At 38.2% G+C, this 12,584-nt stretch carries 11 protein-coding genes and 1 pseudogene; 2 read left to right on the plus strand and 10 right to left on the minus strand.

The genetic code is table 11. The features are described from left to right. Positions 1–33: 33 nt before the first annotated feature. From F4694_RS26460 to F4694_RS26490, 7 genes are all read right to left on the minus strand, one after another. On the minus strand, positions 34–549 hold the full coding sequence (locus F4694_RS26460; RefSeq protein WP_308806737.1) for a TetR/AcrR family transcriptional regulator: 516 nt from the start codon (positions 547–549) through the stop codon (positions 34–36). 140 nt (positions 550–689) lie between these two features. Then, the gene (locus F4694_RS26465) at positions 690–1,217 is read right to left on the minus strand and encodes a DUF3231 family protein (RefSeq protein ID WP_179602914.1); all 528 of its coding nucleotides are present in this window, start codon (positions 1,215–1,217) and stop codon (positions 690–692) included. 57 nt (positions 1,218–1,274) lie between these two features. Further along, entirely contained in the window at positions 1,275–2,987 is a 1,713-nt protein-coding gene (locus tag F4694_RS26470) for a GMC family oxidoreductase N-terminal domain-containing protein (protein ID WP_179602915.1), read from the minus strand. Continuing rightward, positions 2,988–3,647, minus strand: a complete 660-nt coding sequence (locus F4694_RS26475; RefSeq protein ID WP_179602916.1) for a hypothetical protein — start codon at positions 3,645–3,647, stop codon at positions 2,988–2,990. Positions 3,648–3,861: 214 nt separating this feature from the next. Beyond that, the gene (locus F4694_RS26480; RefSeq protein WP_179602917.1) at positions 3,862–4,482 is read right to left on the minus strand and encodes an FMN-binding negative transcriptional regulator; all 621 of its coding nucleotides are present in this window, start codon (positions 4,480–4,482) and stop codon (positions 3,862–3,864) included. Positions 4,483–4,629: 147 nt separating this feature from the next. After that, positions 4,630–5,562 carry an LCP family glycopolymer transferase gene (locus F4694_RS26485; RefSeq protein WP_179602918.1) on the minus strand — a complete coding sequence of 311 codons (933 nt, stop codon included), beginning with the start codon at positions 5,560–5,562 and terminating at the stop codon, positions 4,630–4,632. Positions 5,563–5,882: 320 nt separating this feature from the next. Then, entirely contained in the window at positions 5,883–6,590 is a 708-nt protein-coding gene (locus tag F4694_RS26490) for a CAP domain-containing protein (RefSeq protein ID WP_179602919.1), read from the minus strand. Between the two features lie 401 nt (positions 6,591–6,991). Between F4694_RS26490 and F4694_RS26495 the strand changes: the two genes are divergently transcribed. Next, positions 6,992–7,852: an AraC family transcriptional regulator gene (locus F4694_RS26495; protein WP_179602920.1), complete on the plus strand. Its 861-nt coding sequence runs from the start codon at positions 6,992–6,994 to the stop codon at positions 7,850–7,852. A gap of 187 nt (positions 7,853–8,039) precedes the next feature. On the opposite strand, the gene F4694_RS26500 is transcribed toward F4694_RS26495, so the two are convergent. Beyond that, positions 8,040–8,387, minus strand: a complete 348-nt coding sequence (locus F4694_RS26500; protein ID WP_179602921.1) for a VOC family protein — start codon at positions 8,385–8,387, stop codon at positions 8,040–8,042. A gap of 414 nt (positions 8,388–8,801) precedes the next feature. On the opposite strand from F4694_RS26500, the pseudogene F4694_RS26510 reads away from it, so the two are divergent. Then, positions 8,802–10,199, plus strand: a pseudogene (locus F4694_RS26510) (polysaccharide lyase 6 family protein). A 517-nt stretch (positions 10,200–10,716) separates the two neighbouring features. Here F4694_RS26510 and F4694_RS26515 read toward each other — a convergent pair. Beyond that, positions 10,717–12,030, minus strand: a complete 1,314-nt coding sequence (locus F4694_RS26515) for a LolA family protein (RefSeq protein WP_179602924.1) — start codon at positions 12,028–12,030, stop codon at positions 10,717–10,719. Further along, entirely contained in the window at positions 12,020–12,571 is a 552-nt protein-coding gene (locus F4694_RS26520; RefSeq protein ID WP_257029406.1) for a sigma-70 family RNA polymerase sigma factor, read from the minus strand. The genes F4694_RS26515 and F4694_RS26520 overlap by 11 nt, the downstream gene beginning before the upstream one ends. Positions 12,572–12,584 lie beyond the last annotated feature (13 nt).

The following is a 12,584-nucleotide window of genomic DNA, read 5'->3' on the forward strand; positions in this document are numbered from 1 at the left end:
ACCTCAAAAAAAGGGAGCTGAGCTGCACCTTTTTTAACAATGATCTTTCCCATGAGTTAATTGCGGTAGATTTAACACCTCAGCTAAGGTTATTAAAAGCCCTGTTCCAATAAAATGGGCAGCTGTTTCTTTTGCATTGGGTATGCCTGCTTTATCAAATTTCAAAGTTAAAGATTCAAAAATCTTAAGAAACAAGCTGCTCACATATTCCCGAATACCCGGATCAGATATGGCGTGCGCCTGCATAACCATCAATACTTCATCACGATGCGTTTGGATTATTTGTTCAAACGCATGCCCCATTGTTTCAATTAATTGGTCCGCAGGTGCATTAACTTCTGCAAAAGTATCATAGATACGGCTAAATGCACGATCAATTACTGCCTTGAATAATTCTTCCTTGTTTTCAAAAAAGTGAAACACATAAGGCTGTGTCACTCCAGCAGCCTTTGCTACCATTGCAGTGGTTGCTTTATAATACCCTCTTTCAGCGAAGACCCCTACAGCGTTTTCTATTATGATTTCTTTTTTATCTTCTCGTACTGCCACGTTTACTACCATCCTTATTTATTTATTGATTGATAAATAAATAATATTCAACCTAAAAACAAATGTCAATAGGTTTTTTATTTTTCTCGCATTCAAAAAAGCCACAGATTTTCTCTGCGACTTAAAAGTACGTTAAAAACCTATGCTTTGTAATAAGGTGGAATGCGAAGCCATTCATGCCGATCTAAATACTGTTTCATAATTAAACCAGCAGTCGTTTTTCTCGCGATAATCTTCGAGAATATTAATCCAACATCAGCTCGAATGGATTCAGTAAGTCCTTTAGAAGCATAATTAACTCCCATGGCTAGATTATAGGACATTAAATTAGCCATTTCTTCATCATTTAACTTAGCACCCTCTGGAATTTCCTTAAAATCACCAGTAGGTTTTTCAGGTGTAGATTGAGGAAAAGGTACCCCTTCCTTCATAAGAAACTCTTCAAGCTCGTCTCTAATCGGAATATGCACGGTTTCCTTTATATCCTTTAATATTTGTTTCAATTCTGGATCTTGGGCAAGATTGATTCCGATTTCTTCATTTCGCATCGTTGTTTCTGTACCTAAAAGAAAAAACCATAGATTAGAAACCTCCATCACATTTAAAGGTCTTTTCTTACCGTCCATAAATGGTTGAAATATATCTTGTATTAGTTCAAGTACCTTCATGTTAGAAAATCCCACCAAACTTTGATATTTTATGTTGGTAGCTTTTCCATTTCATCCCTATAGCATGCGATTAAAATACTTTTTAAATAATTTTTCGGCAGTACGGGTAGCCAATGCTTGTGTGGTAAGGGTAGGATTGACTCCGCCCAGACTATTGAAATGGACGCTGTTGTCAGCGATATATAACCGTTTTACTTGAAAGGATTCGCAGTCCTGATCAACAACAAAGCCTATACGCATAGTACTTTCTATATGAATCATCATTCCCGCCGGCCAATTTGTCCAAATTACTTTTCTGGCCCCTGCCTTCCTTAATAAGTCTGCTGCTAAATTAACCAGTTGACCCCGTTTCCTTCGTGACTGTTTAGTTGGCTGGTAGCTCACAACAGGGACAAATCCATTTTCATCACGAAGTAACGGATCGAGAGTAATCCCGTTCCGCTGGTCCACTTCATCATCGGTACTGACTAAAATATTTAACGTTTTACGGTAGGAATCCATTGATTCTTTTAATTCATAACCGTATAGACGCCCCTTAATATCCCACGGATCATTTATCTCAGGCTTGTTTAGAAAAGAGTAACCTGACTGACTCAACTCATAGAAAGAAGCTGTTAAGCCTGGACTCATCCCAACCGATTGCAGAGTTCCAAGTCCGGGATAATCGAATCTCGCCGCGCATGTATTTCCTACATAGGGATTAATATCTGAGGTTCCCAATATAGGGATCAAATCCTTTTCATCAAATATGCCGGATACCCAATCCATATAATGATTTACCAATCCTTTTCCTACCCATGGATTATCAGGCAATCCTGAATTTAACCAAAGCCTTGGACTTTCAATGCTTCCAGCAGCCATTACAATGATTTCTGCCCTTAGCTCTTCCTGTTCACCTGTCCAAGTATCCCTAATATTTACCCCTATGGCATGGAGCCCTTTTGACGGGTTATTTTCTGTTATAATTTCTATAACAAAGGCATTTGGTCTAATACAGACATTCCCTGTGTTTAAAGCAAGTGGCACATAGCTGACATTCGTGGACCGTTTTGCAATTTTATCTATAGATGGACCATGTGGGCAGCCGTTAATGCAATGCCCCGCAAGCGTGCAGCCTTCCATCCAGGATAATTGTTCGTCAGTGATGTTTAGATTTGTTATATTTTCATTAGGAGGCAAAATTGCATTCGGCTGCGGCCTATACCCTGGACCTTTCACATCCAGTGTAGGAATCAAATTCCAGCCTGCTTTCTTTGCACCATAATAAAATAATTCCTCCTTTGCTGTCGTGGCCGCAAAGTTCACCGGTAATGTTGCTTCCACCTTTTCATAATATGGTACAAGTTCCCGGTAGGAAAGCGGCCAGACCTTATCAATTGCCGCTGGAAAGGCACGTGGACAATTAGCCGTATAGGTTTGGGTGGTTCCTCCAACACCGGAACATTGCCAAATTACGCCTTTTTGGTTAGCGTGGCGAAACCATTGGGAACGATTCCGATCCGCCGGTCCCCATCGAAACCTTCCCGAAACTAAATCATTCATATTCATTTCAAATTTATTTAATAGTTGTTTATAGAGCGTGACATCCAAGTCATCTTTTGTGGAACTGGATACTCCTCCAGGCTGTAAATTTGGATTTGGCCACTTTTTATTCCCGTACCAGGGACCAGCTTCTAAAACCAAAACCGTTAATCCCAATTCTCCCAGCTCTTTTGCTATAACCGCTCCTCCACCGCCAGCACCAATTACAATCACGTCCTGATTAGACATTTACTGGTCCACCTTCCTGTGCTGGATGATTGCTAAGAACCCGCGAAAATCCCGGTATCCAAATGATGGACCTGGATATTGGACCTGGAACCATCCAGGTGGAAAATATTCGACTCTTCTATATTCAGGAGATAATAATCGTGTTTTTCCGTATGCCGGCCATTCCGAATAGTGACAAAACATAGGAAGTTCATTTAGGACATCCATCATATTTCGTACGAGTACCGGGTTATTTTTGTATGGAATGCTCAAATATTCAAGATTAATATCCAGGCGTTCAATTATAGTAATCGCCCTTAACCTATCTATTGGTGAAAGTGCAGAGAAAAGTCCTCCGCTAGGATAAGCTGTTCCATTTAATGGGTAAAAAATCTGCCCCTTCTGAATTAACCGTGCCGCTCCTGCGTCCAGTAATTCCGCAGTCGATTTCGACATGGAACCATTAACGAAATTAAACTGCTCTTTTACAGGGAAGGCAATGGAATGATCTAATATCCAAATAACATACTCATAAACATGTAATTCCTGCGCTCCAGCCACATGAACAGTTCCAATATAATCTTTTTGTTTAAGATGGGGTGGAATGATAGCTTCAACTAGTGACCGAAAAGTGGATATGATATAAGGATTTAAGGTTACACTCCTTCCACTTGCTTCCAAATTCCCCCCACCTCCTTTTTAAGGAATGTTTCTTGCCCTTCATATTAATATTTATGTTTTCTTCCTTCTATGTATGGAAATTAATTAGTGAAAAAACAAATAAGGCGAACAGTGAATGCTCCTGTCCGCCTTTGTTTTATTATTAAACTATAACCGTTTCCTGTTCCACCTTTTCCTAAAACGTAGCTAATTTGCTATGTTGTACACTACACAGTCAACCATTACTTTTTTCAATATTTTTCTTCATTAGTTGTGCTATATCTTTATCATTTTGATCCGAACTATTTCCTAATTGTTTAATAATTAGTTCCTGTCTAGCTACGGGATGATTTTGACTTAGTTTTGCCTTCCCCTCAATTTTATTAATGGTGATTTTAAAACCTACAATGCCTTTACTCATGCCCTTTATATAAGTTTCATCAACGTTCCCCAAATGATAGGAACTATCTGGTTTTTCATATTTACTTACCATGTCTGCCAATGATTCAAATACTTCCTTTTCTTCTTCAACAATCTCCAACTCTCCATAAACGTGTATAGCAATAAAATTCCAAGTTGGTACAGCCTGGTTGGTCTCATACCAGGATGGTGAAATATAGCAATGAGGACCTTGAAAGGTAACAAGAACATTTTGACCTTCAATATCCTTCCACTGATGGTTAGTACGGGCAAAATGTCCATACAAAAAGCCTTCTTCTTTATTTAAAAGGAGTGGCAGATGAGTAGCGTATGGTTCTCCATTGTGCTGAGAATACAAGGTAGCAAAGCTATTCTTTTCAATAAAATCATAGATAACTTTTTCATCTTTAATAATAAAATGTTTTGGTATATACATATTCTTTCATCTCCACTCTGGAAAGGTATTTAAATTATTTCTCTGTCGGTTACTAAAAACCTCCTTTAACAATGATAGTTTTAGAAATAGTAAAGGACTGGGGATGATCATCGCCAGTCCTTTACCCGGAATTTTAAGCTAATAAAATTAGCTCTCACTATTCAATTCTAATTGAGCCTTCAATTCATCCTGAATGCGCTGTTGTTCTGCTATCGTTACAATTCCATAATAGATATTATCAATTATTTTCCCTTCTGAGATAATGGTCAGCTGTTCAATGTTTTTTCCAGCTTCTTTATAATTCTTTTGAATGCTAATCATTTCTTCAAAGGTAAGATTCGTTTTGATATTACTGCCAATTGCTTGAAAGATATCCGGGGCTTTCGATAAGCTTGTGATGCTTGCACCCTCTTTGATTACCGCTTGAATCACTTGGCGTTGACGTTCTTGACGGCCAAAGTCGCCATTCGGGTCATCGTATCTCATTCTGATGAAAGCTAATGCTTCCTCGCCATTTAGATGTATCTTACCTGCAGGAAAACTAAATCCTTCTATTTTAAACGCAAGATCATTCTCGACATCAATTCCGCCCACTGTATCAATAATATCCTTAAAGCCTTCCATATTTATTTTGACGTAATAATCAATTGGAATATCAAGGAAGTTCTCCACCGTATCTACTGCCATTGGAACACCGCCAAATGCGTAAGCATGGTTAATCTTATCTTCTTTTCCCTTACCGACAATCTCTGTCATGGTATCCCTTGGAATACTCAGCATTTTTACAGAATTATTGTTTGGATTTACGGTTAACACAATCATTGTATCAGAACGACCGCTATCTCCTTCACGCTCATCTACACCAAGCATTAAAACGGAAAATGGTTCTTTCTTTTTTAATGCCTTAGGCTGCTTTTCACTATTTTGTTTGTCATCGAGCGGTTCATGCATTGTAGCTACTGCACTATTAAAAGATTTATAGACTGTGAACCCATAGATGCCTCCAACAATAAGGATAATAAATAAAAACAAACGTATTATATTACCCCATTTAAGCCTCCGTCTTTTTCTCCTTCTCATTTCATGATCTCCTAACCAAAATCAGCTTTTAAATCAGGTTACCAAAGGGTTATGTCAACACAATTACAGGGTCATGTCGATTTATTGTTTTTTACTTTACATATTTATTTGGTTATCGACATAATTTGAAGGAAATATTGTTAAACAAACGTTTGATTAATGCCAGCTTCATCCCTTATGTAAAACTAACTTTTATTTATTTCCTAGAAAATTTTTTGTCGATTAGGGATTTTCACTTATTACTAAATTCTACAAACACTGCAATCCCACTAAAAAAGCTTGAGGATATAATTATCCCCAAGCAGCTATTAAGATTAAATCTATTTACCGATAAACTCTTGTGTCCAATAGTTGCCTTGAGAGACATATCCAACACCAATATAGTTGAAGTTCGGGCTAAGGATGTTCTTACGGTGACCTTCACTATTCATCCAAGCTTTCACTACTTCTTCAGGTGTTCGCTGCCCCATAGCAATATTTTCACCAGCACAACGATAAGAGATTCCGTATTTTTTCATCATATCAAATGGTGAGCCATATGTTGGGCTTGTATGGCTAAAGTAACCGTTAGCAGACATATCACGAGATTTTTCACGTGCCATTTTGCTAAGTGTTAAATCCACTTTAAGAGCAGGTAACCCATTTTTGGCACGCTCTTGATTGGTAAGGTCGACCACTTTTTGCTCAAAGGCACTTAAAGTACTAGTAGTTTGTGTTGTTGTTGGTTGCGTTGTTGTCACTGACTGTTCCTGCACTGGCTGATTTGTTGTTATTGTTGGAGTTGTCTGTTGTGTTTGTGCAGGTAGATTTGTTTGTGTTTGAGTTGGTACAGTCACTTTATATCCAAAACTAGCAAGATATTTTTCAATAACACTATTAATATCATTCAGATTTGATCCTTGATAAACATAGACCTTTTCCTGAACAACTGGAGAAAAGTCAGCAGCCTCTGCCTTATTTAATACTGGATTGGCCATTACGACTGCCGCCGCAGCGGCTAGCGTTAAAAGAGCCTTTTTCTTAATCATAATTAAATCCTCCTAGAAGTTTGCTGTTTTTAACAAACTCATCTTAACATATGTTTTTTGTCATATTTCAGGCAGGATTTTACAATCAAAAACACTACATCTCTAGATTAGTACCCCTAAATTGGGATTTTTACTTATAATAAGAGTCTTTTCATTTATTCCTAAATCTTCTCTGCGTTATTTCAAAATCTACCAATTTCAGGTAAAATTACCAGTAGTTATAGTAAAAAAGGGGATTGACAGCATCTTAAAAACAGAGCGTATTTAACGAATATTTCAGAAATTTATCACTACTAACGAGAATATTAATTGGTTCCTAGATGGTATCTGTTAAAATAGAGCAGAAAATGACAGGATTTAAATCGCAGCGGTTGTTACCATGTACATAAGGAGTGAGCGATATGGGATGGGTAGAATCATTACAGAAGGCTATAGATTATATGGAAGACCATTTAATTGATGAGATTACAATCGAAGGTATAGCAAAACAAGCCAATGTATCGGAGTTTCACTTTCAACGTATTTTTTCAGTACTTACAGACATAACTGTAGGTGAATATCTTCGACGCAGACGTTTAACACTAGCAGCCCAAGAACTTTCTACAACCGAAAGCAAAATAATTGATGTCGCCCTAAAATATGGCTACGACACTCCTGAATCTTTTGCAAAAGCTTTCCGGAGGCAGCATGGATTCACACCAAGTCAGGCACGTAATTACACTGGAAAGCTGATATCTTATAACCGCCTGGCCATCCAGGTAAATTTGAAAGGGGCAGAACCTATGAATTACAAAATCGTAGAAAAAGAGAGTTTTAAGGTTGTCGGTGTAAAGCGCGAATTTTCCTGTGAAAATGGGGAGAACTTAGCTGGGATCCCAAAAATGTGGGATGATGTCCATGTTGATGGAACAAATGATTTATTATTTGAATTAAATAATGGTCAACTTAAAGGTGCCCTTGGGGTATGTGTCGATAAACGCGCACCTGGTTCCCCATTAATGGATTACTGGATCGGTACAGATCATAAGGGTGAAACACCTGAAGGTCTTTTGGAACTTGAGATTCCCGCTTCCAAGTGGGGTGTATTTGAAGTACATGGAGCTATGCCGGATGCGATGCAGAATACTTGGAAACAAATCATCTCGGAATGGTTTCCATCCAGCCATTATCAGCATGCGGGAACCCCAGATTTAGAAGTCTACTCAAATGGAAATCCATCCAGTTCTGATTATTATTCTGAAATTTGGATTCCTCTGAAATAAGGAAACTAACAAAGAATAATTCTGGATACGCTTTGTCTTAATGGGGTCAAGGACCTATCGGGAAACCTCGTTGCTAAACAAGGATTAATTATACAAAAAGAGGCGTTAATCCTTCTTGGATTAACGCCTCTTTTTGTTGAAGAAAACTCATTTTTTTCTTTTACAAACGATTTGTATTGGGTTACCATCAGGGTCTTGTACCCAAACCCGACCTTAAATCATTTAAAAAATTATGAGGATTAGATAACATAGTAGCACCGTTTGCAATTAAATATTGAATGGCTGAATCGGTATCTTCTGTCCATACTACAATTTCACAACCCATATTTTTTCCAGGATTTAAACCGTGAATTTCTTTTGTTGACTTTTTAGTGGCTATACCTAACTTGAAACCATCCAATATTAGTTCATAATGTACAGGCTTACCATCTATTTCAGCTACAAAGGTTTGTGTAAAGCCCAGTTTTTGATAAAACCCTTTTGATTTCTCTATATTATCAACATATAGATTAATTTGTGGAGATTTAAAGTTCATAAACTTCCCCTTCCTTAATTTTTTTATATGATTCTCCAGAGAACTACCTAATAAAGTTTATTAAGAAGATTCAACAAAAAGGAGTATTAATCCTCCTTAATCTATTCCCCCTATGGACTTGCTTCGAAAATGAGCTTGGTTAGCGAATTCCGTCTTGAAGATCTTAAATGTTGCTTCCGCCACAGCGTTATCATAGGGACTTATGCATTTCCTTTACAAATAAATCCATGGTCAAGCTAAAAAAAACCATAAACTTGTCCTGGAAAGTATAGGATAATATCCGTAGATTTACAAAAAGGAGGCAGTATAGTGAAAAAGTTATGGAAATCTTTATTGTCAGTTTGTATTGTAACCGCTTTCTCCTCAATCCCTTTCGGTGCATCGGCTGAGGAATCGTTAGTGAAGGTCTCTTCTGTGGACGAAATTTCAGCAGCGATGAGCAAAGCGCAACCCGATGATACAATTGTGATGAGGAACGGAGTATGGAAGGATGCTGCCATTGTGATGGAAGGCGCAGGCAAGCAGAATAAACCCATCACTCTGCGAGCGGAAACACCGGGTCAGGTAGTGCTCAGCGGCGCCTCCACACTCAACATCGGAGGATCGTATCTTGTGGTGGACGGCTTGGTATTCAAAGATGGGGGAGATATCGATGATTCCGGTGTCATTGAGTTCAGGGTGGGAGATCTTGAAGCGACGCATTCCCGTCTTACTAACGTCCAGATGATTGATTATAACCCTCCGAGCAATGAGAAGAACACGAAGTGAGTTGGATTATACGGAAGCTATAACAGGGTGGACCATTCCTATTTCAAAGGCAAGAAAAACATCGGTGCAACGATGGTAGTTTGGAGAGAGCAGGCAGCCGAGCAGCACCATGTCATTGATCACAATCATTTTGCCGGCCGGCCTATCCTGCTCGACGATAGTGGACAAGTGATTAGTAATGAAGCGGAAACGCTGAGAATCGGAACGAGTACCTATTCGCTCTCGGATTCCTATACAACGGTAGAGAACAACCTGTTCGAGAACAATGATGGAGAAATCGAAATGGTTTCGGTTAAATCAGGGAAGAATGTGATTCGCGGCAATACATTTTTGAACAATGCAGCGACCGTCACACTTCGTCACGGCAATGGAACGCACATTGAAAACAACTTCTTTTTCGCCAATGGCAAGGCGAACGCAGGCGCGATCCGCGTTATAGGCGAAGATCATGTGATAGCCAACAATTATATCAGTGGCATTGTTGGCAGCAATACGACACGTGGGGCCATTGTTCTAACCAATGGCATACCTGACTCGGCTCTCAACAAATATTTTCAAGTAAAAAATGTTCTCATTACTCACAACACACTCGTGAACAATGATAACAACATCATCGTTGGCGATAAAAAAAGCGGTACGAATACGTTAGCGCCAGTAGACACGATTATAGCAAATAACGTTATACAGGCAAGCGGGAACGCTAAGCTTTCTCTTCTTAAGGTAATCGACGATTCAGCAGCTCTTACGTATGAAGGAAATTTCATGTATGGCGCCGAACTCGGGATCTGGCCGGTCGCAGGGATTATGCAGCAAAATCCTCAGCTGGTTTTGGCAGAAGACGGATTATACCGTGCGGGCGAAAAAAGTCCGATTATCAACGCATTGAAAAACGGGCCTTACTCCGTAATAGATGATATGGATGGCCAGCCCCGACCTCAAGGAAACAGGGATGCTGGAGCGGATGAGGTATCCAAAGCTCCTATAAGGAATAAGCCTTTACAGCCGAGCAATGTCGGACCCAGATGGCTGAACGCATCTGAATAAGAATTAACCGAGCTCCCATCAGTATCTATTAACTATCGGGGCACGATCATTGATTCAATATAGTATGAAGGCTGGCGTGCAAAAAACGCCTGCCTTTTTCTATTCGAAAAGAGTAAATTTTTTATTAAATATTTTTTAGCTTCTTCAACAGGTATGCTAATAAAGGGATGACTAAGTAAATGAGGATACTAATAACCATAAAGATGGTTAAGTAATATACACTACGATTGGTATTAGCTATGTGTTCATCCACAAAATAGGCTAAAACTGTCCGAATACACCTAATCCCGTTGCTATTATCATTAAAAAACAATTTCAATACCCACTCCTCCATAGCTTGCAAGGCAATACATCCACCTTTAGTGTATTTTATACTCCCGTAAGATTGGAATTACTTTTTATTGCCTGCACATTACTTTAAGAACAAAACTTCACAATCTTGTGCTCAAAGTACACTTTGGAACTTATGCTGTTTGTACTAAAAAGGACCGCCAAATGACGGTCACCTTTCGTTGATTTACTCATAAACCATTTTTAAAGTTTCTACGTTATATCCCTCAACAAGGGCATGGAAATTAAGCAGTGACTTAACAGCGGAAGCTTTTGCAAAATACAGTATACCTTTTTCTTCGTCTATATAGTTGACAAGGTACCCTCTTTTGACATGAATATACCACTTATTATTCAAATGAAGTATCGCTGTTTCATTCGGATTCTTCCTTACTTCTTCCCATTGTGCCTTTAATTCTTCAGGGATTTGCTCATCGATATTACCAGTTGTTATACTAGGTTTCTCATATTGGTCATCTATTCTATAACCATCTAAATTGGGTTTGAATTGTTCACTATCGATTGGAACATTAATTTCAAGTTTTGACGGATATAAGTAATCTACAACGTCACCAGCAGAATTATATGTTTCATACTTAACCAATATCCCCGTATCCTTATCTACCCAAAAGCGGAATGTTTGGAAATCTCTATGGTTTTTAGTCCCTTTGATTACAAGCGTGTTATGACCCAGTAATTCCTCATTTTGCTTTTCTATTTCCCATTTACTTAAATCTCGTGTATAGTTTGAGGCTATCTCATAAGGAAATAATGTTTCATTTGCCGAACCAATTGGAGGTCTCTCACGATATTTTGTAACGTTTATTCCTTCATTATCTTTTGAAAATGCCTCTTCTATCTTTAATGTGCCTGAACTACTTCCTTCTGAATAACTCATTTGACTGTAAGTGTGTGTCTGTTCCATTAAATTCCATACCGTTCCATCATTATAGTATTCATAAAATGTATCGTTTTTGCCATTTTCCGTATACGTTCTTTTACCGTACCCACCTGGTTGATTTTTCAAACTAATCGCATATTCGATAACCGTATAACCTGGGTCACCCTCAGAAAAGGATTTGAATTCTCCTATAGCCGTTTCAAAATAATCTACCGTGTTTATCATTTTTGTGAGGATTTCTTCTTTAGTCATTTCATCATAGTTTTCTTCTTGCTTGGATGGTATATATGCCGTTTTCTCATTGGAAGGCTCTAGAGATTCTTGCATATTCTCCTTTCGTTCATTAGCTTGTTTCACTTCAGGACCATTAAATAAATTTAGCTGCGTCCCTACAAAATAGGTGATCCCTAAAAACATTAAAGAAACAACTGAAGCGCTAAGAACAGTATTAAACTTATTTTTAAGCGGAAAAACATGCTTTTGAAACTTGGATTTTTTAATTGAGTTCAAGACTTTTTGATACTGCTTATCATCAAAATACACGTCTTTCAAAATGGTTTCATCCATTTTTTCTTTTAAATTTTCCAGTCTATTTTCCACTAATTGCCCACGCTCCTTCATAACCTTCTTTAAGTTTTTGGCGTCCCCGATGTAATCTAGTTCTAACCGTATTTGAATTGAGCTTAAGCATGTCCGATATTTCCTCAATAGAAAACTCCTGATAATAAAACAAGATAATGACCTCTCTTAATTTCACCGGCAGCTCTATTACTTTTTTTGAAATCAATTGATTTTCCTCTACACTCGAAAATGAATGCTGTAGAGAAGATAAGGTCAGTTTGGGCTTAAAAATATCCGTAAAATACACATTTTTAAAAGTCCAACTTTTTAAGACATCTTTACTTTGGTTCACAGTAATTCTTATCAGCCATGTTTTATAAGATGATTCGTTTCGAAAGGAATCCATTTTCTCGTAACACTTTATAAAAACCTCTTGTGCTACATCTTCTGCCATCTGTTTGTGCTTCAAGTAAGTATAAGCAATTCTAATAACATCATTACCGTAAGCGGTCATTAACCATTTCAGCTTCTCTTCACGATTCAAATGTTTTATGGGTTCTGAGTTAGGGTTGTCAGCCATGCGTTCAGTTTCT

The sequence above is a fragment of the Neobacillus driksii genome (genome assembly GCF_013409995.1).
GTDB classification, from domain to species: Bacteria; Bacillota; Bacilli; order Bacillales; family Cytobacillaceae; genus Neobacillus; species Neobacillus driksii.